This is a genomic window from Streptomyces sp. TOM-9, from assembly GCF_056858595.1.
The window spans coordinates 8,011,504-8,035,807 of record NZ_JBXEQB010000001.1; the positions used below are offsets into that span (position 1 = coordinate 8,011,504).

The following is a 24,304-nucleotide window of genomic DNA, read 5'->3' on the forward strand; positions in this document are numbered from 1 at the left end:
ACGGCGTGCCCGGGAAGGGGCTCCACATGGCCAGGGCCAACGAGGAGGTCGAAGCCCTGCTCCGCGAGTACGCCGACCTCATCCGGATCACCGGCGGCGACGCGTTCAAGGCGCGCGCCTACGAGAAGGCCGCCCGCGCCATCGGCGGCCACCACGAGGACGTCTCCCGGCTCGACGACAAGGGGCTGCGGAAGATACCCGACGTGGGGAAGTCCGTGGCCGAGAAGGTCACCGAGTACCTGCGCACCGGCACCGTCCCCGCCGTCGAGGAACTGCGCGCCCGCATCCCCGCCGGCGTACGGGAGATGACCGCGATCCCGATGCTCGGCCCCAAGCGGGCCATGATGCTCTACCAGGAGCTGCACATCGCCTCGGTGCAGGAACTCGCCGACGCCATCCGCGCCGAACGCCTGCGCGACCTGCCCGGCTTCGGCGCCCGCACCGAGGAGACCATCCTGCACGGCATCGGCCTGACGCGGTCCTCGGCCGGCCGGGTCCCGCTGAACGTCGCCACGGCGGTCGCCGAGGAGGTCGTCGCCGAGCTCTCCGCGTTCCCCGGCTGCGAGCGCTGCACGTACGCCGGCTCGCTGCGCCGAATGCGGGAAACGGTCGGCGACGTCGACGTCCTCGTCGCCGCCGAGCGGTCCGGGCCCTTCATGGAGGCGTTCACCCGGATGCCGGGCACCGCCGAGGTCATCGTGCGGGGCGCGAAGAAGACGTCGATCCGGACCACCAAGGGCCTCCAGGTCGACCTGCGAGTCGTGCCGCCCGACTCCTGGGGCGCGGCGCTGCAGTACTTCACCGGCTCCAAGGCCCACAACATCCGCACCCGCGAGCTGGCCGTCCACCACGGCCTCAAGCTCTCCGAGTACGGGCTCTTCGACACCGCGACCGGCGAGCGCGTCGTCTCCCGCACCGAGGAGGAGGTCTACGCCCGGCTCGGGCTGCCCTGGATACCGCCCACCCTGCGCGAGGACCGGGGCGAGATCCAGGCCGGGCTGGCCGGGGAGCTCCCCGAGCCGCTCGCGCTGCGCGCCGTCCGCGGTGACCTGCACACCCACACCGACCTCACCGACGGCCTCGCCGGCCTGGAGGAGATGGTGGCAGCGGCGTCCGCGCGCGGCTACGCCTACTACGCGGTCACCGACCACGCGCCCGACCTGTCCATGCAGCGCATGACGGACGAGAAGATCCTCGCCCAGCGCGAGGAGGTCCGCCGCCTGGACCGGACCCACACGGGCATGCGCGTCCTGCACGGCACCGAACTCAACATCGGCCCCGACGGGGGCCTGGACTGGCCGGACGCGTTCCTGGCCGGCTTCGACCTGTGCGTGGCCTCGATCCACTCCCACTTCCACCAGGACCGCGACGCCCTCACCCGGCGCCTGGTGCGCGCGGCCGAGAACCCGTACGTCAACATCATCGGCCACCCCACCACCCGGCTGCTGGGCAGGCGCCCGGGTGTCGACGCCGACCTCGACGAGGTCTTCGCCGCCTGCGCCCGCACCGGCACGGCGCTGGAGGTCAACGCCCAGCCCGACCGGCTCGACCTCGGCGACGAACTGATCCTGCGGGCCCGCCGGCACGGCGTGAAGTTCGCCGTCGACAGCGACGCGCACGCCACCGTCCACCTGGACTTCATGCGCTACGGCGTCGGCACGGCCCAGCGGGGCTGGCTCACCGAGGACGACGTCGTCAACGCCTGGCCGCTCACCCGGCTGCGGCGCTTCCTGCGCAAGGGCGGCCGTACGCATCCGTGACCGTACCCGGGGTAGGCGCAGCGCGAGGGCCCCTACCACGCCCGACATCGAGGAGGACACGATGCTGCTGCTGGGATTCGTGCTCATGGGCGCCACCGCCGCCTTCACCGGACTCCTGATCGCGGAGAACCTCGGCGGAGGACCCGACTACACCGTGACGCTGTTCGGCTCGGACATCGCCACCGTCAACACCCTCGGCGCGTTCCTCGCCGGTCTCGCGCTCGCCCTGGTGTTCTGCCTGGCCTCGGTCATCGCCCTGGCCGGCGCGGGACGCGAGCGCAGCCGCCGCGCGGAGCTGCGCCGGCTGCGCCGCCGGGCCCGCGCCGCCGAGACGGCGCCCGACGCCACCGCCCCCACCACCCCGACCGTCGCCACCGGGACCGCCGACGACACGGTCACGACCACGAAGACCCCCACGGCGTCCGCCCGCCGCCGGGGCATGCACCTGTTCGGCCACTGAGACGTACGCCGGAGCAGAAGCGCACCACCCGGCGCATGCGGCGCCCGCCCACCGGTACGTACGACGGACCGCCGAAGATGCCTCCCGGACCTGCTGCCGCCATTCTGGGAACGGGGCAGGACAAGGAGGCCGGTACGTGTCCACCGCGAAGATCTGCTGTGTGGCGGGCGCCCCGTGCTGGGTCAGCCTGATGGCACGCGACCTGGACGTGGCGAAGGCGTTCTACGGACCACTGCTCGGCTGGGAGTTCGAACCCGGTCCCTCCCGCTGGGGCCCGTACGAACGCGCGCTGGTGAACGGCACGGAGGTCGCCGGCATCGGGGCCATCGCCCGGGACTGGGAGACCTCGGTGTCCTGGACCACGTACTTCGGGGTGGAGAGCGCCGACGCCACCGCCTCCGACATCCGCGACCGCGGCGGCACGGTGGCCGTGGGCCCGCTCGACTTCGACGCCGGGCGGCTGGCCCTGGTGGCCGACTCCATGGGCGCCTCCTTCGGCATCTGGGAGGGCGAGCACGGACCCGCCCGCAAGCTGCGGATGCACGGCGCCCCCTCCTGGATCGAGCTGCGCACCCGCGACGCCTTCGCCGCGGCCCTGTTCTACGGCGAGGTCTTCCACTGGGACCGGCGCGGGCCCCGCTACGTCGTGGAGTGGGAGAACGACCGCGTCGTCCTCTACGTCGACGGGCACAGCGTCGCGGGCATCCGCGGCGGCGGCGTCGAGGCCGCGGCCGACCCCAAGGTCCGGCCGCGGTGGCACGTCTTCTTCACCGTCGCCGACGTCGACGAGGCCGTCCGGCGCGCCAAGGACCTCGGCGGCGAGGTGACCGGCGAACCCCTCGACAGCGCCTACGGCAGGGTCGCGGGCATCCGCGACCCGGAGGGCGGACTGCTCTCCCTCGTCGCCGACCACGAGTAGCACGCCGCCCGCCCGCCGGGAGAAGCGGCCATGGAGTGGTTCACGGCACCCGACTACTGGCTGAGCCGCGTCGTCGTCCAGCGCGGCCTCGGCGTGCTCTACCTGGTTGCCTTCCTCACCGCCGCGAACCAGTTCCGCGCCCTCATCGGCGAGCACGGTCTGCTGCCCGTCCCGGACTTCCTGCGGCGCGTGCCGTTCCGCCATGCGCCGAGCCTGTTCCACCTCCGCTACTCCGACCGCCTCTTCGCCGCCGTCGCGTGGGGCGGCGTCGCGCTGTCCGCGGCCGTCGTCGCGGGCGTGACGGACCTCGTGCCGCTGTGGGGCGCCCTGCTGGTCTGGGCGGCGCTGTGGCTGCTCTACCTGTCGATCGTCAACGTCGGCCAGACCTGGTACGCGTTCGGCTGGGAGTCCCTGCTGCTGGAGGCCGGCTTCCTGGCGGTGTTCCTCGGCAACGACGAGACCGGGCCGCCCGTGCTGATCCTGTGGCTGATGCGCTGGCTGCTCTTCCGCGTCGAGTTCGGCGCCGGACTGATCAAGATGCGGGGCGACGCCTGCTGGCGCGACCTGACCTGCCTGTACTACCACCACGAGACGCAGCCCATGCCCGGCCCGCTCAGCTGGTTCTTCCACCACCTGCCGCGCGGGGTGCACCGGGCCGAGACCGCCGCCAACCACTTCGCCCAGCTGGTCGTGCCCGTCGCCCTGTTCACCCCGCAACCGGTGGCGGGCATCGCCGCCTGCGTCGTCATCGCCACCCAGCTGTGGCTCGTGCTCTCGGGCAACTTCGCGTGGCTGAACTGGCTGACCATCGTCCTCGCCGTCGCCGCGCTCGACGGCTCGTACGTGGCCGCGCCGCCGCCCGCGGCGTCCGTCCCCCCGCCCGCCTGGTACGCGGCCCTGGTGATCGCCGCCACCGTCCTCGTCGCCGTCCTCAGCTACTGGCCCGCCCGCAACCTGCTCTCCCGCGGCCAGATGATGAACGTCTCCTTCAACCGGCTGCACCTGGTCAACTCCTACGGCGCCTTCGGCAGCATCAACCGGATGCGCCTGGAGGTCGTCGTCGAGGGCACCGACGCCGCCGAACCCGGCCCCGGCACCGTGTGGAAGGAGTACGGCTTCAAGGGCAAGCCCACCGACCGGCACCGGCTGCCCCGCCAGTTCGCCCCGTACCACCTGCGGCTGGACTGGCTGATGTGGTTCGCCGGGATCTCCCCGGCCTACGCGTGGAGCTGGTTCATCCCGTTCGTCGGCAAGCTCCTGGAGAACGACCCCCGCACCCTGCGCCTGCTGCGCAGCAACCCCTTCCCGCACGCCCCGCCCACCTACGTCCGGGCCCGCCTGTACCACTACCGCTTCACCGACCGGCGCACCCTGCGGGCCACCGGGGCCTGGTGGGAGCGGAGCCTGGTGCGCGAGTACCTGCCGCCGATCGACCGTGAAACCCTGCGGCGCGAGGGCCGGTGACGGTCGCGCACCCCGCCCCTCAAGCCCTCGCGCGGGCCCTCAGCCGCGCCAGGGGGTGGGACGGATCTCGAAGCCGGTGAGCCCCTCCGGCTCCTCCTCGACGACCTCCACGCGGTCCACGATGGACAGCGGCGAGCCCTCGTGCGACCAGGCCACCATCCGTTCCACCGCCTCCGGCGGACCCTCGAAGACCGCCTCGACCGTGCCGTCCGGCCGGTTGCGGACCCAGCCGGCGGCCCCGCTCTCGTCCGCCGTCATACGGCAGGTGTCCCGGAAGTACACCCCCTGGACGTCGCCCGTCACGACGACCCGCCGCCGGATCACGACGGCCGCACCTGGCGGACCGCCTCGCGGAAGGCGTCGGCGTCCAGGACGGCCGCCCCGCCGGGGTCGTTGTTGAAGTACACAAACACGTCGGAGCCCTCCGGCCAGGTGTCCGCGATGCGGTGTGCCCAGGTGGTCAGCGCCCGGGCGCCGTAGCGGGGCCACGGCCGGGCGATGCCCTCATGGAAGCGCACGTACCCCCAGTCCGCGGTGCGCCACAACGGCGTCGCAGGGCGCGCCCGCCGGTCGGCCCAGCACAGCGCGGCGCCGCGGCGCTTCAGCAGGGCCCGGATCTCGGGGGTCCACCAGGAGGCGTGCCGCGGCTCGACGGCCACCCGCACGCCCTCGGGGAAGCAGTGCAGGCACTCCTCCAGGACCCGGGCGTCGGCCCTCAGGTTCGGCGGCAGCTGCAGCAGCACCGGCCCCAGCCGGTCGCCGAGTCCCTCGGCGTGCGTCAGCAGCCGCCGCACCGGCTCCTCCGGGTCGCGCAGCCGCTTCATGTGGGTCAGGTAGCGGCTGGCCTTGACCGCCATCACGAAGCCCTCGGGCGTGTGCTCGCGCCAGCTCGCGAAGAGCTCCCGGGACGGCAGGCGGTAGAACGCGTTGTTGCTCTCGACCGTGCCGAAACGGCGCGCGTACTCCTCCAGCCACAGCCGCTGCGGCACCTGGGGCGGGTACAGCACGCCGCGCCAGTCCCGGTACTGCCATCCCGAGGTTCCCACGAGCACGGACATCGCGCGGTCCCTGCCGGTTGCTTGCTGCTCCCTATTCAGGGTAGGTCGTAAGGAGTCCCGCATCTCCCCGCTCGCGGGGGTGGAACCATGCACTTCACAGACCGCGCGGATGCCGGACGGCAGCTCGCCGAGCGGCTGCGGCATCTGGAATTCGACAACCCCATCGTGCTCGGCCTGCCGCGCGGCGGCGTGGTCGTCGCCTACGAGGTGGCGCAGGCCCTGCACGCACCCCTGGACGTGATCGTCGTCCGCAAGCTCGGCGTCCCGTACCACCGGGAGCTGGGCTTCGGCGCCATCGGCGAGGGCGGCGCCAAGGTGCTCAGCGACGACATCGTCCGCATGAGCCACGTCTCCCGCGCCGACATCGACACCGTCGAGCACCGGGAAGAGGCCGAGCTGGCCCGGCAGGCGCACCGCTTCCGCGAGGGACGCCCGCGCACCCCGCTGGCCGGCCGCACGGTGCTCCTCGTCGACGACGGCGTCGCCACCGGCGCCACCGCCCTCGCCGCCTGCGAGGTGGCCCGCTCCCAGGGCGCCGCCCGGGTCGTGCTCGCCGTGCCCGTGGCCTCGCCCCAGTCGCTGCCCGCCCTGCGGCACGCCGCCGACGACGTGGTGTGCCTGGCGGCGCCGAGCGCCTTCTTCGCGGTGGGGGAGTGGTACCACGACTTCTCCCAGACCGCTGACGACGAGGTGTCCGGGCTGCTCAAGCAGGCCGCCGCCCGGGGACCGCGGACCACCGAGGCGGACCTGGCCGTAGGTGGCGAGGCCGGGGTGCGGCTCGCCGGGACGCTGACCATGCCCGCCGACGCACGGGCCCTGGTGCTCTTCGCCCACGGCACCGGCAGCAGCCGGCACAGCCCGCGCAACCGGGCCGTGGCCGCCGCCCTCAACCAGGCCCGCCTCGGCACCCTGCTGTTCGACCTGCTCACCTCCGCCGAGGAGGCGGACCGGGCCAACGTCTTCGACGTCGAACTGCTCGCCGGCCGCCTGGTCGAGGTCACCGCGTGGGCCCGCGGGGAGAACCTGCCGCTCGCCTACTTCGGTGCCAGTACCGGCGCGGCCGCCGCGCTGTGGGCCGCGGCCGACCCCCGGGCCGCCCCGTATGTCTCCTCGGTGGTGTCCCGGGGCGGCCGTCCTGATCTGGCCATGCCCCGGCTCGGCGAGGTCAGGGCGCCCACCCTGCTCATCGTCGGCGGCCGGGACGTCACGGTCCTGGAGCTGAACCAGCGTGCCCAGGAGGCGCTCGAGTGCCCCAGCCTGCTCCACGTGGTGCCCGGCGCGACCCACCTGTTCGAGGAGCCGGGAGCGCTCGACGAGGTGGCGCACCTGGCCCGTGACTGGTTGGCCGGTCACCTCCCTGCGACGGCAGGTGAGTGACCGTACCCTGAGGTCAGGGGGTGTGGAAGGGAGCAGGAGGATGCGCCGATGAGCAGCACGGTGACCATGCTGGACTCACTCCCGCCGGCCCACCGCCGAGCCTTCCTGGAGCACGCCAGGAAGGTCAGCTTCCCGCAGAGCTGGCGCATCTGCGACGAGGGCAGATTCGCCGACCGGTTCTGGGTGGTCGAATCGGGTGCCGTCTCCATCGACATGGACGTGCCCGGCCGAGGTGCCGTCTCCGTCGAGACCCTGGGTCCGGGCGAACTCGTCGGCTGGTCCTGGCTGTTCCCTCCCTACCGCTGGCAGGTCGGCGCCCACGCGCTGGGCTCGGTGGGCGCGTACGAGTTCGGCGCGGCGGAGATCCGCGACCTGTGCCGGGACAACCCGGTGCTGGGCCAGGCCATCGTGCTGGCCGCCGCCCAGACCATCGCCCAGCGGCTGGGTTCGGCCCGGGCCAGGATGCTCGACATGTACGGCCCGCGCCTCCAGGAGCACTCCTGACCGACGGAATCCGGCCGCGTGCCGGCACGCGGGGCAACTGCCGGTAGCGTTCCCCGTCCGCGAAGTCCGCGACGGGTCACCGCCGTTGACGGCGGCGTTCACGGCGGCGTAGTCCAAGGGCCCCGGTGGCCCGGGTCAGCGCACCCAGGTGTCGTCGGCGCCCCTCGTGCCGACCGGGCGGCGGAACAGCTCGTCGCGTCCCGCGTCGTACAGGACGAACGAACGGTGCGCCTGCGGGGCGGGGCGCACCGCGACCACCTCCGCCTCCCGGAAGCCGGGCCACGCCTGCCCGGTGTGGCCGGCACCCTTGACCGCCTTCGGCGCCGCCAGCGGATTGCCGCCCGCGCAGCGCACCCGGGGCACACCGCGGTCGTCGACGAGCACCGCCGTGCCCGCCTCCAGGACCGCCGCGAAGGAGGTCGCGGAGCCGTCCGCGAAGCCGTGGTCGGTGACCCTGGTGTCGGCGCGCAGCAGCGCGGGGGTGAGCGACTTCAGGTACCGCCCGATCCCGTCGGCGTCGATGCCCGCCACCCGGGCGAAGGCGGCCGCCTTGCCGGGGTCCGCGGTCAGGGACGCGGTCTGCTCGGCGACGTCGCAGGCGGCCTCGCCCTTGGTGCCGCCGTACAGGGCGCGCGTACCGCCGGAGACGCTCGGCGCCCCGTACGTGGCGGCGGGCTTCGGGGTCAGGGTGGGCGCGGGGGGGTCCGGGGGCGGGGACTCCTTGGCCGTGCTCGCGGTGAAGGAGTCGAGGCCCGCCACCCGCGCCGGCTGGAGCACGACCTGCGGCCGGGTCGGTGACGGGCTCCGCCCGGGTGCGGCCGTGCCTCCGTCGCCGCCCCGTGTGGCCAGGAAGACCGCCAGGACGAGCGCCGCGGCCCCCAGTGCCGCGAGCGCCGACAGCCCGGCGCTCGACGTCCACCACGGCCGGCGTGCGTGCGCTGGCGGGTCGTGGCCGGGGCCGGGGGTGCCGGGTGGCTCCTGGGGCGGGGGTGAGGTCACCCCGCATTCTCCGTCCACCCTCCGGCCGGGCCGCAAGCCGGGACATTCCGGACGGGCGGGCTGCCGCCGGGCTGCTTAGCCTGACACCGTGACCCGGCATCCGCCCTCCGCCCCGCACCCGGCCCCGGGGCCCACCCACGGCTGGCTGCACGCACTCGCCGCGGTCCTGGCCGGGTACGCCGTCATGGTGGTCGTGGCGGCCCTGGGCCTGTGGCTCGCCGGAGCCTCCGAGCTGCCGCAGGGCGCCTTCCTACCCGTCATCGCGGCTACGGTGGTCATGGCCGTCGGGGGCCGCGTCGGCCTGGAGGGCGGTGCGGGCACCATCGCCCGGTCGGACGCGGCGGTGACCGTCTTCCCGCTCTCCGTCGCCCTGGCCGGAGCCCTCGTCACCGCCTACGTGGTCGTACGGCCGCTGCGCCGGCACGCGGTGGTCTCCGGGGACCGGCTGCTGTGGCTCTTCGTCCGGACGGGTGTGCTGTGGGCCCTCGTCACGCTGCTGATCGCCCTCGGCGCACGCCACACCTTCACCATCTCCACGGGCGAGGAGTTCCTCAACGAACTCGGCGACCTGTTCGGCATCACCCCCACGGTCGGTTTCCGCGCCGACGTCCCGGTCACGGTCGTCGCCGGGCTGCTCTGGCTGGCCGTCGTCCTCCTCCTGGCCTTCGCCGTGTCACGACGGGCGCCCCTGCCCTCCCGGCTGGTGCCCGTGCACACCGTCGTCCGGCCGGCCGCCCGGGCCATGGTGGGCGTCCTGCTCGCCTACGTGGTCGCCGGCGCCGTGATCGCGGTGGTCACCGCCTCCACGCGCGCGGAGCCCGCGGACAGCTTCGCCGTCGTCTTCCTCGGCCTGCCGAACGTGGCATGGCTCGCCCTCGGTCTCGGCATGGGCGCCTCGTGGCACGGCAGCGTGCAGGGGGCGCTGGGTGTGCCGATGCCGGAGGCGCTGGCCGCGGTGCTGCGCAGCGGGGACGGGGAGGCCACCCTCGACCTCGCGTCGCTCTCCGAGCACGACGGCAGGGCGTGGTGGCTGGTGGTCGCGGCCGCCGTCGCCATGCTGGGCGCCGGCTGGGCCACCGCTTGGCGCGCGCGACCCGGCACGGGGCACGTGCGCAACGCCGTCCACCTGGGGGTGGCGTCCGCGGCGGCCATGCTGCTGATCGGCGTGCTCACCCGGATCGACGCGCACTACGGCCTGTCGCTGTTCGGCATCGGCGACCCGTCCGACACCGGCGGCCTCGGCGGTTCGATCGTGCTGCTCCCCAACCTGCTCCCCGCGATCGGCATCGCCGCGCTGTGGGGCGTGGCGGCAGGCCTGCTCGGCAGCATGGCCGTCCACCTGCTCGCCCGCGGGCGCACCGCCCGCCGGGACGCTGCGGCCCGCTGACCGGGTGCCCCGACCAGAGCGGAGGTTTGCCCGTCCGGGTGATCGGACGGCTCCGTGCCCGGGGTCGCCCGGTGCGAGGTCTGCCGGGCCGGGGCCGGTTCGGGCTCTGTGGGTGGCGATCCGGGCGCCGTCGCGGCGGCTGCGCACGGTTGCTCGGCGGACCGCGGTCAACGCGTGGTCGCAGGGCCACCTGAGGCCGTGCCGGGCGGCCCTCGGGGTTAGTCCGTCCGGGTGATGGGGCGGGTCCGTGCCGAGGTTCGCCCGGCGGCTGGTCCGCCGGGCCGGGGCCGGTCTGCCGGTGGCAGCTCGGCGCCGTCGCGTGCGGGCCGGCATTCCGGGCTGTCGGGCGTGGCGGCAGACCTGCTCGGCGGCATGGCCGCCCGCATCCTGACACCGGCCCGTCCTGCTGACGGCTGACCCGGCGGCGGCCCCGCCCAAGGCGGAGGTTTGCCCGTCCGGGTGATGGGGCGGCTCCGTGCCCGGGGTCGCCCGGTGCGAGGTCTGCCGGGCCGGGGCCGGTCCGGGCTCTGTGGGTGGCGATCCGTCCGGGCGCCGTCGTGCGGGGGGCCGCGGCGGCGACGGCTGTGTCCTGGGGCCTGCGGCAGACGATCGGCATCGGCGCGTGGCCCGGGCAGTACCGGCCGTCGGCCCTGGTATCCGCCTCAGGATTCGCTCGCCCATGTGATCGGGTGGGTCTCGGTCGGGGACGCGTCGTCGCGCAGCGGCGGCTCCGCCGGGGGCGGGGGTTCGCCGGGCCGCATCGCGGGCGGGTCGGCGGCGGCGTAGGTCGCCATGCGGGCGCCGTCGCAGTAGCACCAGCGGTCGTGCTCGGCGTCGAAGAGCCAGACGGCGTCGCCGTCCACGACGGCGCCGATCCGCATCCCGCTCGTTCCCCGGTCGAAGGTCTCCAGGTCGATCGTCCCGGCCGCGAGGTCCTGCACCATGGTCCGGTAGGAGCCGAGCGCCTCCACCAGCCGGTCCAGCAGCGGACGGGCGTCCGCCGTGCGCGCCGGGGAGCCGCCCACCGCCGGAGGGCCCTGCGGCACCGTGATCAGCAGCCGTCCGTCCACCCACGCGGACCAGCCGTTGGAGCACACGACCCGCGCCCAGTCGCCCCGGTGCTCGGTCACCCGCACCGGCAGCAGGGGGTCCAGCCCCGCGGAGGGGCTGGAGTCGTCCGGCGCCCGCCAGGTGGGCAGTCCGCCCGCCGGGGCGACATGGGTGGGGACGAACTCCGGCTCGTACATCAGGCCTACCTCCGCATGACGGCCGGCTCGTGCTGCCGCAGCAGCCTGACCACGACGAGACCGAAGGCCACCGACAGCACCACGAGCATGCCCATGTTCAGCAGCCACATCGAGGGCACGGGCCGGAAGAGCGGGTCCGACGTCACGTTGCTGGGTGTGAAGGCATGCAGGTCCAGCGTCGCGGCCATCGCCCCCAGCGCCCAGCGCGAGGGCACCAGCCAGGACAACTGCTCCAGACCCGGCACCCCGTGCAGGGGCAGCAGGGCGCCGCAGAAGACGACCTGCACGATGGCGATCAGTACCAGCAGCGGCATGGTCACCTCCTCCTTGCGCACCAGGGCCGAGATCAGCAGCCCGAGCATCATGGAGGTGAACGCCAGCAGTGCCACCGCCAGCGTGATCTCCGGCAGCGGTGGCATCAGGACCCCGCTGCCGCCCTGGGGTCTCAGACGCACGCCGACGAGGGCGACCATCGTCAGGACCACCGCCTGCGCGACGGTGATCACTCCCAGGACCACGACCTTGGACGCCAGGTAGGCCGAGCGGGACAGGCCCACGGCCCGCTCCCGCTGGTAGATGACCCGTTCCTTGACGAGTTCGCGGACCGCGTTGGCGGCCCCGGTGAGCACCGAGCCGACGCACAGGATCAGCAGCACGTTGAGCGCGTTGTTCCGGCCCAGCGCACCGCCGGCCAGTGCGCGCGCCATCCCGCCCATCACGAAGGGCAGGGCCACCATGATCGCCAGGAAGGTGCGGTCGGCGGCCAGCGACGCCGTGTAGCGGCGCACCAGCGTCCACAACTGGTCGCCCCAGCCCTGCGGCTTGGGCGGCTCCAGGGGTTCGAGCTCCGCCGGGGGCTGCGGTCCTGCGGGTTCCAGCGCCGCCGCGACGTACTCGTCGTAGAGCGGGGAGGCCTCGTACTGGCCCGCCCAGTCGCGGTTCTCCTCGTTCTCGAAGGCCTCGAAGGCTTCCGGCCACTGCCGGAAGCCGAAGAAGGGGAGGGTCTTGCTGGGCGGCCCGTAGTAGGCCATGCGCCCGCCGGGGGCCATCACCAGCAACCGGTCGCAGACCTCCAGGCTGAGCACGCTGTGCGTCACCACGATGACCGTGCGGCCGTCGTCGGCGAGCTCGCGCAGCATCGTCATCACCGAACGGTCCATCCCCGGGTCCAGGCCGGAGGTCGGTTCGTCCAGGAAGAGCAGCGAGGGCTTGGTCAGCAGTTCCAGGGCGACGCTCACGCGCTTGCGCTGGCCGCCGGAGAGGGTGTGGACCGGCTGCTTCACCCGGGCCTCCAGGCCGAGTTCGGCGATCACCTCGTCCACCCGGGCCTGCCGTTCCTCCTTGGCGGTGTCGCCGGGGAAGCGGAGTTCGGCGGCGTACGACAGGGCGCGCCCGACGGGGAGCTGCTGGTGCAGGATGTCGTCCTGCGGGACCAGGCCGATGCGCTGGCGCAGGTCCGCGTACTCGCGGTACAGGTCGCGCCCGTCGTAGAGCACCGTGCCGTGGTTTGCGGGGCGCAGGCCGGTCAGGGCGTTCAGCAGCGTCGACTTGCCGGAGCCGCTCGGCCCGACCACCGCCAGCAGGCACTTCTCGCCGACGGGGAAGCTGATGTCGTCCAGCAGCACCTTGCCGCTGTCGTCCACGCGCACCGACAGGTCGCGGACGTTGAGCGAGACCTCGCCGGTGTCGGTGAACTGCTGCAGCTTGTCCCCGACCAGCCGGAAGACCGCGTGGCCGACGTCGATGATGTCGCCCTGGTGCACGACCGCCCGTTCGACGCGCTGGCCGTCCAGATAGGTGCCGTTGTGGCTGTGCAGGTCGACGATCTCGTAGCCGCCGTCCGGCAGCGACCGCAGTTCGGCGTGGTGCCGTGAGACCAGCAGGTCCGAGACGACCAGGTCGTTGTCGGAGGCGCGCCCGATGTGGATCGTGCGGTCGGGCAGCGACCGCACCGACGTCGGGCGGCGGAAGGTGCCGGTCGCCGCGGGGGAGGCCATCGGCGGCGCCCGGTAGACCCCGGTGGGCGCCTCGGCGCTGCTCAGCCGGGCGCACGGCCCCTGCTCGGCGTGCCCGAAGCGGATGACGCTGCCCGGGCCGACGCCCCACTGCCGGACCTGCCGGCCGTTGACGAAGGTGCCGTTGGTGCTGCCCAGGTCGTGCAGCATCCAGCTGTCGCCCGCGGGCCGGATCACCGCGTGGTGCCACGACACCCGGGGGTCGTCGAGGACGACGTCACCGTCGGGGTCGCGACCGACGTGGTACTCCCGACCCGGGACCAGGATCCGGGTGTCCCCGTCGGTCTCGAGCACGAGCTTGGGCGCGGTGGGCGCGAAACCTCGCTCGGCCACGCTTCGATCGTAGCCGCGGACCGGCCGCCCCGCCTGTCCCACCTGTCCCGCAACGGGCCGTCACATGGCCCTGAGGGACGGTGCCGGGGCCCTCACCACTCGGTCGGCGCGTAGTCCTTGAGGAACACCCCGTGCAGGTCCTCGCCCTGCTCGCCGCGGACGATCGGGTCGTACACCCGGGCCGCGCCGTCGATGAGGTCCAGCGGGGCGTGGAATCCCTCTTCGGCGAGGCGCATCTTGTCCGGGTGGGGCCGCTCGTCGGTGATCCAGCCGGTGTCGACGCTGGTCATCAGGATGCCGTCGGTCTCCAGCATCTCCCGCGCGCTGGTACGGGTCAGCATGTTGAGCGCGGCCTTCGCCATGTTGGTGTGCGGATGGCCCGCGCCCTTGTAGCCGCGGGTGAACTTGCCCTCCATCGCGGAGACGTTCACCACGTACTTGCGGCGGGCGGCGGCGGCCGCCATCGCCGGGCGCAACCTGCTGACCAGGATGAACGGCGCGGTCTCGTTGCACAGCTGCACTTCGAGCATCTCGACCGGGTCGACCTCGCCCACGGCCCGGCTCCAGCTGTTCGCCGCGTCGAGGTCGGGGACCAGCCCGCCGGCGTCGATCGCCGTGCCGGCCTCGATCCGGGCGAGCGAGGCCGAACCGCTCACCAGCGCCAGGTCCGTGACCTCCTGGGCCCGGGCCGACAGCTCCGCGCGCGGGGCGGGCAGCGCGGGCTGGGCACCGCTGCCGAAGGCCCCGAAGACCTCCGAGACGGGCAGCGCCCCGGCCGGGAGCGGGGCGGACTCGGCGGCCACCAGTTCCGCGTAGGCGGCGGGGGAGCGGCGCACGGTCTGCGCCGCGTTGTTGATCAGGATGTCCAGGGGGCCCTCGGCGGCCACCGAGTCGGCGAGCGCGACGACCTGGGCGGGGTCGCGGAGGTCGATCCCGACGATCTTGAGGCGGTGGATCCACTCCTCGCTGTCCGGCATCGCCTTGAAGCGCCGGATGGCGTCCGCGGGGAAGCGCGTGGTGACGGTGGTGTGGGCGCCGTCGCGCAGCAGCCGGTGCGCGATGTACATGCCGATCTTGGCCCGGCCGCCGGTGAGCAGCGCGCGGCGGCCGGTCAGGTCGGTGCGCGCGTCGCGCCGGGCACGGTTGGCGGCCGCGCACTCCCGGCACAGCTGGTGGTAGAAGGCGTCGACCTCGACGTAGCGCCCCTTGCACACGTAGCAGGAGCGCGGTCGCCGCAGGACGCCCGCGATCGCACCGGTCGTCGACGAGGAGGGCAGCAGCCCCTGGGTCTCGTCGTCGATCCGCTCGGCGGAGCCGGTCGCGGTGGACTCGGTGACCATCTTGTCGTGGGCGGTCTTGGCGGCCCGCCGGTCCTGCCGGCGGCGCTGCTTCACCATCCGGTAGATGCCGGCCGTGGCCTTGCGCACGGTGACCGCGTCGGGGTGGTCGATCGGCAGCTCGTCGAGCTCCCTGAGCACGCTGAGGCACAGCTCCAGGCGCGCCGGGTCGATGCCGGGGACGCCCTCCCAGGCCGTTGCCGTGCTCTGCTCGTTCTCGGTCGCCGTCATGCCCGCCGTCGTTCCCTGGATCGTGTGTTCCCACTGGTGTCCTGCGGAACTCTACGGAGGCCGGGGCGCCCGGCCAAAACGGCGGCTTTCGCCCGTGCGTCCCCGGCGGCCGCAGCCGGCGGCCCGGGGGCGGCCCCGGTACGGTCCGCGGCGTGCCGGCGGGTCACTCCAGGGGGGCGGTGGCCTCGCTCTCGTACGCGTAGTCCCACGGCTCGTCGGCCATGTGCTCGAGGCGCTTGTAGTACGCGGCGCTGTCCGGCCACGCCTGGTGCGCCCCCGCGTCCTGCACGCTGATGGCCAGCGGGTCGTACAGGATGCCATCGGGGGGCTGCCCCCCGGCTCCCAGTGCGATGCCGAGGGTGAGACCGTCCCCGGGGCCGCCGTGGAGTCGGATCCTGGTGGTCATGGAGGTCACCTCCTGCATCCATGATCTCTCGCCGGGGGAGGTTTGGTGAAGAACCCGGACAGCGACCCGGCCGTGGGCCGACAGTGCGTGAGAGATCCGTTACGTTACGCTTCTCCGCCCGCTCCAACCCCCCACGAGGTGCCCGCGTGCGCGAATTCAGTCTGCCCGCGCTGGTCCCGGCCACCCTCGCCGGCGGCCTGGCCGACGTGGTGTTCGAGACCGCGGCGCAGGCCCCGGACGAGGTGCGGCTGGGCCGCAAGGAGGACGGCCGCTGGCGGGACGTGACCACGGCCGAGTTCCGCGACGAGGTGACGGCCCTGGCCAAGGGGCTGCTCGCGCACGGGGTGCGGTTCGGGGACCGGGTGGGGATCATGTCGCGCACCCGGTACGAGTGGACGCTCTTCGACTTCGCGCTGTGGACCATCGGGGCGCAGCCGGTGCCCGTCTACCCGACCTCCTCCGCCGAGCAGCTGCGCTGGATCCTCCACGACACCGGCGCCGTCGGCTGCGTCCTGGAGCACGAGGACCACGCCATGACGCTGGGCTCGGTGATCGACCGGCTGCCCGCCGTGACCCGCGTCTGGCAGCTGGACTCCGGGGCGGTGAAGCAGCTGGTGGCCGACGGGGAGCGGATCTCCGAGGACGTGGTCCACCGGCACCGGCTCGCCGTGACGCCCGACGCCGTCGCCACCGTGATCTACACCTCGGGCACCACCGGACGCCCCCGGGGCTGCGTCCTGACCCACGGCAACTTCATGTGCCAGACCGACAACCTCATCGCCGGCTGGCGGCCGGTCTTCGACAGCGGCACCTCCGCGCAGCCGTCCGTGCTGCTCTTCCTGCCGCTGGCCCACGTCTTCGGCCGCATGATCCAGGTGGCGGCCGTACGGGCGAGGGTGCGCCTGGGCCACCAGCCCGGGATGACGGCCGCCGAGCTCCTGCCCGACCTGGCGCTGTTCCGGCCGACGTTCGTGCTCGCCGTGCCGTACGTCTTCGAGAAGGTCTTCAACGCCGCGCGCGACAAGGCGGAGGAGGCCGGCCACCTCGGTGTGTTCGACAAGGCCGTCGACGTGGCCGTGCGCTTCGCCGAGGCCCGCGAGCGCCGTGCGCTGGGCACCGGCCCCGGACCGAGCGCGGCGCTGCGCGTGCTGCACCGCGTCTACGACCGGATGGTGTACGCCAGGGTCCGCGAGGCGCTGGGCGGCCGGGTCCGCAACGCGGTGAGCGGCGGCTCCACCATGGGGCGGCGGCTCGGGCTGTTCCTGGAGGGCGCGGGGGTCACGGTGTACGAGGGCTACGGACTCACCGAGTCCACCTCGGCCGCCACCGCCAACCCGCCCGGGCGGGTGCGCTACGGCACGGTCGGCCTCCCCGTGCCCGGCACGGACGTGCGGATCTCGGACGAGGGCGAGATCCTGCTCCGCGGCCCGGCCGTCTTCTCCGGTTACCTCGGCGACCCGGGGGCCACGGCGCAGGCCCTGCGCGACGGCTGGCTGCACACCGGCGACCTCGGCTTCCTCGACGAGCACGGCTACCTGACGATCACCGGCCGCAAGAAGGAGATCATCGTCACCACCAGCGGCAAGAACCTCTCCCCGGCCGTCCTGGAGGAACGCGTCCGCGAGCATCCGCTGGTCGAGCACTGCCTGGTCATCGGCAACGACCGGCCCTACGTGACGGCCCTGGTGACCCTGGACGCCGAGGCGACGGCCCAGTGGCTGCGGTTGCGCGGCAAGGCCGAGGCCGGGCTGCAGGAGCTGGTGCGCGACCCGGAACTGGAGACCGAGGTGCGGCGGGCGGTGTCGGCGGCCAACACGCGGGTGTCGAAGGCGGAGTCGATCCGTTCGTTCCGCGTGCTGGCCGCCTCGTTCACCGAGGAGCGGGGGCTGGTCACCCCCTCCCGCAAGCTCAGGCGCCGGGCGGTCGAGGAGGCCTACGCCGCCGAGATCGACGCGATGTACCGGCGCTGAACCGTGGTCACGGCTTGGGGAGCAGGCATCCGGGCAGGGTGAGGTCGAACCGGTTGCCCGTGGTCACGCACGTGCCGATCCCGTAGGTCTGCTCGGCGTAGTTGATGCCCTGGCGGACGGTGACGGTGCCGTTCTCGGCCACCTCGCAGGGGTTGTTGAGGGTGCAGCGGCCGCCGTCCTCGTTCCCCGTGTTGTTGATGGCGACGACCTTGCCGGTCGCGGTGTCGATGACGGGCGAACCCGAGGTGCCGCCGATGGTGTTGCACGAGGAGGTGTAGCGGACCGAGTCCTTCCAGGTCCAGTCGCCCTCCTTGAGGAGGTGGACGAAGCCGTCGATGCTGCAGCTGTAGATGGTCTTCCAGTAGCCGGAGACGACCTTGATGGCCGTGCCCTGCACCGGGTGCGTACCGGAGACCTCCAGCGCGGAGATCCCGTAGGAGGACTGGATCTGCGCGTAGGTGCGGTTCAGCTGGTACACCGAGATGTCGGTGTCGGTCATGGTCGCGTACGCCAGCTTGGTGGCGCGCAGCGTGGCGACCGAGCGGCCCGAGGAGTTGAGCAGGCCGAAGGTGCGTGTCGACGTCTGGTTGACCAGCACCTCGCCGGGGTCGAGGAAGCCGCTGGTCAGGCAGTGCCCGTTGGAGAGCACCAGGGCGGGGTCGGTGGACGCGGAGCCCGGGAAGCGGATGAGCGACCCGGAGCAGTTGCTGAGCGACACCGTGCCGGCGAAGTCGACGGTGACGGCGGCCCTGGCGTCCGGTGCGGCCGCGGTGTCCCGGCCGGCCGCCGAGGCGGGGGCTGCGGACAGCCCGAGGGACGCGACCGCGGCGAGGGCCGCAAGGGCAGCCGCGAAGACTCCTCTGAGAGGTCGTTTCATGTGGGGGGTCCTCTCGAGACCGAAGTTCTTTCGGTTTTGGCATGGACATTGTTGTGAACTCGAGAGGGTGGTCACAAGAGGGCCCCATGCGGCCGGACCGCGCCCGACGGCGCGCCGGAGGCGGCTGCCGGCGGGCACGGTCCGGTGACGGGGCGTCAGCCCGGGAGCCCCACGACCCGGTCGCCCGCCCGGCGGGCGGGCGCGCCGATCCGGACGTCCGTCCCGCGCTCGTGGGGACCGGCCTGGACCGGTACGGCCGCGCGCGGCGCGGGGGCGACCAAGGCGTGGCGGGCGGCGGCCGCGAGCGCACGCCGGTCCGGGAGCGAGCCCGCCGCGATGCGGGGGAACGCCGCCACTTCCGCGGTGAGTCCGCGGGCCGCCACCACCCGGCGCACCGAGTCCATCAGGGTGTCCTCGCCGAGGAACGCCGCCTCGGTGCTGGGCCTCCCGTCGGCGTGCCGGTAGCGGATGAGCAGCGGCTGCACGTCTGCGCCGGCGTCCAGCGCGGCCTGGAACAGCGCCCGGCGGTACCGGCCTTCCTCACGGCCGCACCAGGTGCTGCCCTCCGGGAAGGCCACCACCGTCGCGCCCGAGCGCAGCGCCGCCGCGACCTCCGCCACCGTGTCCGGCAGCGCGCGGATCCGTTCCCGGTCGATGAAGATCGTGCGGCCGCGCACGCACAGCCGCCCGATCACCGGCCAGTCGCGGATCTCCCGCTTGGCGACGTTGCGGCCCGGGAAGACCGCGGCGATCAGCGGGATGTCCAGCCACGACACGTGGTTGGAGACCACCAGCAGGCCGCGGCCCGGCTCCCGTGGCGCAGGCTCGGGCAGCCGCACCCGGACGCCGAAGGCCGCCGCCAGTGAGCGGGTCCAGTGCCGGATCAGCCGCTCGCGCCCGGCCGGGCCGCACAGCGCGCCGAGCGGTACCGAGAGCACGGCGCCGGTGAACAGCACCACCAGAGCGGCGGCGTACCGCAGCAGCCGCCGGACCCGGCCCACCACCTGACCGTCGCCGGTCACGCACGCCTGCGGGGTGCAGGGGGCGACCGGCGACCACCACGCCGCGGCCATCTCAGACCGATCCGAGCGAGCCGATGGCGCCGAAGTGGCGCAGGTAGCGCTCGTCGGTGCGCTCCAGCGAGAGCAGGATGAACAGGTCGGCGACGCCGAAGTCCGGGTCGTAGGCGGGCTCGCCGCACACCCAGGCGCCCAGCCGCAGGTAGCCGCGGAGCAGCGCGGGCAGCGTGGTCCGGGCCGGGCGGACGATGCCCGCCGGGTCCCAGGGGCGGTGCGGGGAGACCAGGTACTCCTCGGGGGCCATGTTCTTGGCGGAGACCCGGTCCCACACGCCCGCGGCCAGCGCGCCGCCGTCGGTGAGGGGCACCGAGCAGCAGCCGGCGACCCAGTTGTGGCCGGTGGTCGCCATGTAGCGGGTGATGCCGCCCCACATCAGCGCGACGACGGCCCCGTCACGGTGGTCGGGGTGCACGCACGAGCGGCCCACCTCGACCATGTCGTGCTGGATCGGCGCGAGCCGGGTCAGGTCGAACTCGGACTCGGAGTAGTTGCGGCCCGCGCGGCGGGCGTTGGCGGGGGTGAGCAGCCGGTAGGTGCCGACGACCTCGCCGGTGCGGTCGTCCTTCACCAGCAGGTGGTCGCAGAAGGCGTCGAGGGCGTCGACGTCCAGGCCCGGCTCGGGCGTGTCCAGCAGGGCCCCCATCTCCCCGGCGAACACCTGGTGCCGCAGACGCTGTGCGGCCCGCACCTCCGCCTCGTCCTGGGCGAGGCTCACCGAATAGCGGGGGCGGTCGGTCGGGGTGTCGACGACGGGAGCGAGTTCGTACGAAGCGGTCATGGCGCGATTCCCTGGTCAGGGGGACGGGGACACCCTTATCTGTCCCGTCGCGGCCTTGCCTTGGCGTGTCCTTGACGGAGCGCGCAGATGTGCGCTCGCTGAAGTGCCGGTGCCGTGGGTCCGCGGGCCGCCCGCTTCACCCGGAAAGCGCTCCCAAGCGGCCTTCGAGCAGCAGCAGGAGCTCGCCGAGGATGCCCGCCAGCTCCTCGCGGCGGCCCTCCGGGAGCCCGGACAGCAGCCCCGTCTCGTAGGCGAGCTGCTCGGGCAGGACGCGGTCGACGAGCGCGCGGCCCTCCTCGGTCAGCCGCAGGTGGGAGACCCGGCGGTCGCGGCTGTCCGGGCGGCGGGCGACCAGGGTGCGCTCCTCCAGCAGCTTGATCCGCTTGGTGACCGCGGCGCCCGAGGCGAAGGTCTCCCGGGCCAGCCGGCCCGGGGTCAGCTCCCCGCCGACGCGGCGCAGGGCGATGAGGATGTCGTACTCGGGGCGGGTGAGGCCTTCGCGACCCAGGGGCGTCTCGGTGACCTGCTGCAGCAGTGCGGTGCAGCGGTTCAGCCTGCCGATCACGGCGACCGGCCCGAAGTCCAGGTCCGGGTAGACGTCCTGCCACTGGCGCAGCACCGTCGCGACGGCGTCCTCCACGCGGGTTGTCCTTCCTCCGTACGCCGGCGGCTCCGGCGGCGTGCGCATGATCGTACGCGTCGTCACGGCACGGTGACGGACCGGCCGTCCCCGCGCCGACCTGCCAGCATCAGGTGGCCGCGGTCCTCCGCGGCGGCGATCCGACGCTCGGGCAGGGCCCGGCTCCACCATTCGCCGGAGGCGGTGTCGGCGGCTTCGCGCAGTTCCAGGAGGGCGGCCACGAGCCGGGCCTCGCGGGCGACGGGCGCGGCGAGTTCGTGCTCCAGGCGCCGCAGCGCGGCGCCCACCCGGTGGCCCGCCCGGCGGTTCGGCACGGCGAAGCAGGCGAGCAGCCCGGCGGCGGCGCCGACGAGGGTGTCCAGCCAGCGGTCGGCCACCAGCCGGCCGGCGGGCTGTGCGCCCGCGAACTCGGTCATGATCATGGCCATGGGCGTCACGAAGGCGCTGGCGATCCAGTAGTTGCGCGCGATGGTCGCCTCGGCCGCGAAATTGCAGGCCAGCGCGGTCACGATGAGGGCCACGGCCCCGGTGGCCGTGAACGGCACCAGGACGGTGAACAGCAGCACGCCCAGGAGGTTGCCGAGCACCCGCTGCAGCGCGCGGTGCCACGACAGGGTGGTGTTGGCGGCGAAGACGGCCGCGGCGGTCACCACGGCCCAGTACGGCCGGTCCACGCCCAGGGCCATCGATCCCCACCCCGCCAGGGCGCTGCCGAGCAGGACGCGCAGCCCGACGGGGAGCAGATGCCGCAGGCCGGGGCGGTGGGGCCGCCCCGCCCGGCCGGTCCGGGTGCCGACGGAAGGGGCGGGGGTGCGCGCGGCGGGGCCGGGGTCCGGCAGGGTGCGGGTACGGCGCAGGGTGCGGGCCCACTCGGTGAGCCGGTCCGCGTCGGCCGGCTCGGCGGCCTCGGCGCGTGCCAGCAGCCGCTCCAGGCCCACCAGATGGACGGTGGTCCGGGCCGCCCGCAGGGTGTGCCAGGCGGTGTGCACGGCCAGGGTGGCCTCGTGGCGGCTGCCGGGGGCGCCCCCGTCGGTCAGCGCGCGCGCCCGGACCTCCAGGGCCCGCGCGACGGCGGTGCGCTCGGGGGCGTGCGGCCGCACGAGCACCGGGGCCATGCACACCAGCCAGGCGACGGCCCCGCCGAGCAGCACCAGCCCGGTGTGCGCGGGCACCTGCCCGAGGGTCTGCGGGACGAAGGCCGCGCTCGCGGCCACGAAGGTGAAGATCACGTTCCCGGGCGGCCCGATCCGTGTCGCGTCGCACACCACCTTGTGCACCGCCGCGAGCAGAGCGGCCACCGCCACCCGGACCGGCGTCGACTGGGTCAGCGCCGCGGTGGTCAGCGCCACCCCGGCCCCGGCGGCCATGCCCAGGACGACCAGGGCGAGCGTCCGGGCCCGGGCGCCGAAGGGCAGCCCGTGCGCGTACAGGGCGCACAGTCCGCCGCCGGCGGCGTACAGCACCAGGTCCAGGCGCCCCAGGGCCAGCAGCGTCACCTCGATCAGGCCCACGGCGACGACGACGCTGAGGGCCCGGCGGTGCCAGAGGTCCTGGACGGTGCGGAGCCGGAAGGCGCCGCGGACGGGGAGGGGGAAAGCGGGCATAGGGGAAAGCTTAGCAGATGTTTTACTCGTGAAAGATAATCCGGCCGGCCGGCCCGGACGGACCCGGACGGACCCGGACGGACGGACCCGCGACGAACGCGGTGGCCGGCCCCCGGGACCGGCCACACGCGGACCCGCGCGGATCAGGCGGGGAACGCCAGCGACAGCGCGAACCGCCCCTCGGCATCCGTCCACCAGTGCCGCAGGGCGAGACCGGCGGCGCCCAGCTCGGCCCGCACGCCCTCCTCGCGGAACTTGGCGGAGACCTCGGTGCGCATCTCCTCGCCGCGGGCGAAGTCCACGGACAGGTCGAGCGCGGGGACCTTCACGGTCACGTCCGCGCGCGCCCGCAGACGCATCTCGATCCACTCCTCCTCGCGGTCCCACACGGCGAGGTGGTCGAAGTCGTCCGGGTGGAAGTCCGCGCCGAGCTCGCGGTCGATGACCGACAGGACGTTCTTGTTGAAGGCGGCCGTGACCCCCTGCGCGTCGTCGTACGCCGCCACCAGCGTCGCCTCGTCCTTGACCAGGTCGGTGCCGAGCAGCAGCGCGTCGCCCTGGGAGAGCAGGGCCCGGACCGAGGAGAGGAAACGTGCCCGCTCCTGCGGCAGCAGGTTGCCGATCGTGCCGCCGAGGAAGGCGACCAGCCGCGGCCCGGGAGTCCCGGGGAGGGTCAGGCCGTGCTGGAAGTCGGCGACGAGCGCGTGCACGGTCAGCTCCCGGTGGTCGGCGAGCAAGGCGTCGCCGGCCCCTCTGAGCGCGGACTCGCTGACGTCGATCGGCACGTACGTCAGCGGTGCGCCCAGCGCGCCGATGAGCAGCCGGGTCTTCTCCGAGGAGCCGGAGCCCAGCTCGACGAGGGTGCGGGCGCCGGTCGCCTTGGCGATCTCCGGCGCCCTCGCGTGCAGGATCTCCCGCTCGGCGCGGGTCGGGTAGTACTCGGGCAGCCGGGTGATCTCCTCGAACAGCTCGCTGCCGCGGGCGTCGTAGAACCACTTGGGCGGGAGCTGCTTGGGGCTGCGGGTCAGCCCGTACGCCACGTCGGCGCGCAGCGCGGCCGCGGTGGCGTCGGCGGGCAGGGTGCGGGTGAGGGTGAACGGGCTCACAGGTGCGGCTCCTTGAGCGGGATCAGCAGGACCTCGGTGGGATCGCCGTACAGCAGGTGGCGGTCGGGGACCTCGGTCCAGCGCGGACTGTCGTCGTACGGCTCGGAGGCCACGACGAGGGAGCGGCCGGGCGTGTCCAGGTACCAGAGCGTGTCGCCCCAGGCGGTACCGGTGATCGCCCGGCCGTCGGTCAGCAGGAAGTTGAGCCGTGAGTCGGGGGTCAGCGCGGCCAGCCGGCCGACGGTGTCGGCGAGCGCCTCGTCCGCACCGGCGCCGGCGCGCAGCCGGTGCAGGGTCAGCGCCCAGGCCAGGGCGGAGTCGCAGCGTGCCTCCAAGGTCAGCAGCTCCTCGGGGGGCAGCGTGCGGGCCGCCTCGGCGACCGAGTGCGGCCAGCCGCGCAGCGCGCCGTTGTGGCTGAACAGCCAGCGGTCCGCCGTGTACGGCGCGGCGGCGGACTCGTCGGCCACCGAGCCCTCGGTGATGTCGCGGACCGCGCCGAGCAGCGCTCCGGAGCGCGTCACCCGGCACACGTCCGCGAAGGACGGGTCGTCCCACACCGGCCCGGAGCGCCGGTAGCGCGCGGGCAGCGGATCCCCGTCCGCGTACCAGCCGAGCCCGAAGCCGTCGGCGTTGACCGTGCCGTACTTCTGCCGGCGCGGCGCCCACGACTGGCGGTACAGCGAGTGCGGCGGGTCGATGACGAGCTCGCGGAGCGCGACGGGCGGCCCGACGTACGCCAGGTGCCGGCACATC

22 protein-coding genes are annotated in these 24,304 nt (G+C 73.9%); 8 read left to right on the forward strand and 14 right to left on the reverse strand.

The window, feature by feature from the left end:
• Positions 1-26: 26 nt before the first annotated feature.
• The 4 genes from polX (at position 27) to AC1VWI_RS36885 (ending at position 4,603) form a co-directional block, all read left to right on the forward strand.
• Positions 27-1,760 carry a DNA polymerase/3'-5' exonuclease PolX gene (gene polX, locus AC1VWI_RS36870; RefSeq protein ID WP_499515367.1) on the forward strand — a complete coding sequence of 578 codons (1,734 nt, stop codon included), beginning with the start codon at positions 27-29 and terminating at the stop codon, positions 1,758-1,760.
• 61 nt (positions 1,761-1,821) lie between these two features.
• Complete coding sequence (locus AC1VWI_RS36875) at positions 1,822-2,220, forward strand: hypothetical protein (protein WP_499515368.1); 399 nt, start codon at positions 1,822-1,824, stop codon at positions 2,218-2,220.
• A 136-nt stretch (positions 2,221-2,356) separates the two neighbouring features.
• Positions 2,357-3,139, forward strand: a complete 783-nt coding sequence (locus tag AC1VWI_RS36880) for a VOC family protein (protein WP_499515369.1) — start codon at positions 2,357-2,359, stop codon at positions 3,137-3,139.
• Between the two features lie 30 nt (positions 3,140-3,169).
• Positions 3,170-4,603: a lipase maturation factor family protein gene (locus AC1VWI_RS36885; protein WP_499515370.1), complete on the forward strand. Its 1,434-nt coding sequence runs from the start codon at positions 3,170-3,172 to the stop codon at positions 4,601-4,603.
• Positions 4,604-4,642: 39 nt separating this feature from the next.
• Here AC1VWI_RS36885 and AC1VWI_RS36890 read toward each other — a convergent pair whose 3' ends face one another.
• Together AC1VWI_RS36890 and AC1VWI_RS36895 are read right to left on the reverse strand one after the other, a co-directional pair.
• A complete protein-coding gene (locus tag AC1VWI_RS36890; RefSeq protein ID WP_499515371.1) occupies positions 4,643-4,927 on the reverse strand; it encodes an acylphosphatase in 285 nt (94 codons plus the stop codon).
• Positions 4,924-5,661: a DUF72 domain-containing protein gene (locus AC1VWI_RS36895; protein ID WP_499515372.1), complete on the reverse strand. Its 738-nt coding sequence runs from the start codon at positions 5,659-5,661 to the stop codon at positions 4,924-4,926. The genes AC1VWI_RS36890 and AC1VWI_RS36895 overlap by 4 nt, the downstream gene beginning before the upstream one ends.
• An 87-nt stretch (positions 5,662-5,748) precedes the next feature.
• On the opposite strand from AC1VWI_RS36895, the gene AC1VWI_RS36900 reads away from it, so the two are divergent.
• A complete protein-coding gene (locus tag AC1VWI_RS36900) occupies positions 5,749-7,038 on the forward strand; it encodes a phosphoribosyltransferase family protein (protein WP_499515373.1) in 1,290 nt (429 codons plus the stop codon).
• A gap of 48 nt (positions 7,039-7,086) precedes the next feature.
• Positions 7,087-7,542 (forward strand): Crp/Fnr family transcriptional regulator, encoded by a 456-nt coding sequence (locus AC1VWI_RS36905; RefSeq protein ID WP_499515374.1) that lies wholly within the window; start codon positions 7,087-7,089, stop codon positions 7,540-7,542.
• Positions 7,543-7,677: 135 nt separating this feature from the next.
• Here AC1VWI_RS36905 and AC1VWI_RS36910 read toward each other — a convergent pair whose 3' ends face one another.
• Positions 7,678-8,541 (reverse strand): DUF6777 domain-containing protein, encoded by an 864-nt coding sequence (locus tag AC1VWI_RS36910; RefSeq protein ID WP_499515375.1) that lies wholly within the window; start codon positions 8,539-8,541, stop codon positions 7,678-7,680.
• Between the two features lie 88 nt (positions 8,542-8,629).
• On the opposite strand from AC1VWI_RS36910, the gene AC1VWI_RS36915 reads away from it, so the two are divergent.
• Positions 8,630-9,928 (forward strand): streptophobe family protein, encoded by a 1,299-nt coding sequence (locus AC1VWI_RS36915; protein WP_499515376.1) that lies wholly within the window; start codon positions 8,630-8,632, stop codon positions 9,926-9,928.
• Between the two features lie 662 nt (positions 9,929-10,590).
• Here the strand turns inward: AC1VWI_RS36915 and AC1VWI_RS36920 are convergent.
• The 4 genes from AC1VWI_RS36920 to AC1VWI_RS36935 all read right to left on the reverse strand — a co-directional run bounded on the left by AC1VWI_RS36920 (position 10,591) and on the right by AC1VWI_RS36935 (position 15,497).
• On the reverse strand, positions 10,591-11,175 hold the full coding sequence (locus AC1VWI_RS36920) for an SH3 domain-containing protein (RefSeq protein ID WP_499515377.1): 585 nt from the start codon (positions 11,173-11,175) through the stop codon (positions 10,591-10,593).
• Positions 11,176-11,180: 5 nt separating this feature from the next.
• Positions 11,181-13,523 carry an FHA domain-containing protein gene (locus tag AC1VWI_RS36925; RefSeq protein WP_499515378.1) on the reverse strand — a complete coding sequence of 781 codons (2,343 nt, stop codon included), beginning with the start codon at positions 13,521-13,523 and terminating at the stop codon, positions 11,181-11,183.
• Between the two features lie 92 nt (positions 13,524-13,615).
• Positions 13,616-15,091 (reverse strand): SDR family NAD(P)-dependent oxidoreductase, encoded by a 1,476-nt coding sequence (locus AC1VWI_RS36930; protein WP_499515379.1) that lies wholly within the window; start codon positions 15,089-15,091, stop codon positions 13,616-13,618.
• A 163-nt stretch (positions 15,092-15,254) separates the two neighbouring features.
• Positions 15,255-15,497: a hypothetical protein gene (locus AC1VWI_RS36935; protein WP_499515380.1), complete on the reverse strand. Its 243-nt coding sequence runs from the start codon at positions 15,495-15,497 to the stop codon at positions 15,255-15,257.
• Between the two features lie 146 nt (positions 15,498-15,643).
• Between AC1VWI_RS36935 and AC1VWI_RS36940 the strand changes: the two genes are divergently transcribed.
• Positions 15,644-17,467, forward strand: coding sequence for an AMP-dependent synthetase/ligase (locus tag AC1VWI_RS36940; RefSeq protein ID WP_499515381.1), 1,824 nt, complete (start codon positions 15,644-15,646; stop codon positions 17,465-17,467).
• 7 nt (positions 17,468-17,474) lie between these two features.
• Here the strand turns inward: AC1VWI_RS36940 and AC1VWI_RS36945 are convergent, their stop codons facing one another.
• From AC1VWI_RS36945 to egtC, 7 genes are all read right to left on the reverse strand, one after another.
• Positions 17,475-18,344, reverse strand: coding sequence for a S1 family peptidase (locus tag AC1VWI_RS36945; RefSeq protein ID WP_499515382.1), 870 nt, complete (start codon positions 18,342-18,344; stop codon positions 17,475-17,477).
• Positions 18,345-18,499: 155 nt separating this feature from the next.
• Positions 18,500-19,417: a lysophospholipid acyltransferase family protein gene (locus tag AC1VWI_RS36950; RefSeq protein ID WP_499515383.1), complete on the reverse strand. Its 918-nt coding sequence runs from the start codon at positions 19,415-19,417 to the stop codon at positions 18,500-18,502.
• A gap of 1 nt (position 19,418) precedes the next feature.
• On the reverse strand, positions 19,419-20,201 hold the full coding sequence (locus tag AC1VWI_RS36955; RefSeq protein ID WP_499515384.1) for a GNAT family N-acetyltransferase: 783 nt from the start codon (positions 20,199-20,201) through the stop codon (positions 19,419-19,421).
• 136 nt (positions 20,202-20,337) lie between these two features.
• Entirely contained in the window at positions 20,338-20,889 is a 552-nt protein-coding gene (locus AC1VWI_RS36960) for a MarR family winged helix-turn-helix transcriptional regulator (RefSeq protein ID WP_499517000.1), read from the reverse strand.
• Positions 20,890-20,903: 14 nt separating this feature from the next.
• A complete protein-coding gene (locus AC1VWI_RS36965; RefSeq protein ID WP_499515385.1) occupies positions 20,904-22,445 on the reverse strand; it encodes an FUSC family protein in 1,542 nt (513 codons plus the stop codon).
• A 143-nt stretch (positions 22,446-22,588) separates the two neighbouring features.
• Positions 22,589-23,551 carry an L-histidine N(alpha)-methyltransferase gene (gene egtD, locus AC1VWI_RS36970; protein ID WP_499515386.1) on the reverse strand — a complete coding sequence of 321 codons (963 nt, stop codon included), beginning with the start codon at positions 23,549-23,551 and terminating at the stop codon, positions 22,589-22,591.
• On the reverse strand, positions 23,548-24,303 hold the full coding sequence (gene egtC / locus AC1VWI_RS36975; protein WP_499515387.1) for an ergothioneine biosynthesis protein EgtC: 756 nt from the start codon (positions 24,301-24,303) through the stop codon (positions 23,548-23,550). Before egtC ends, egtD begins: the two co-directional genes overlap by 4 nt.
• Position 24,304 lies beyond the last annotated feature (1 nt).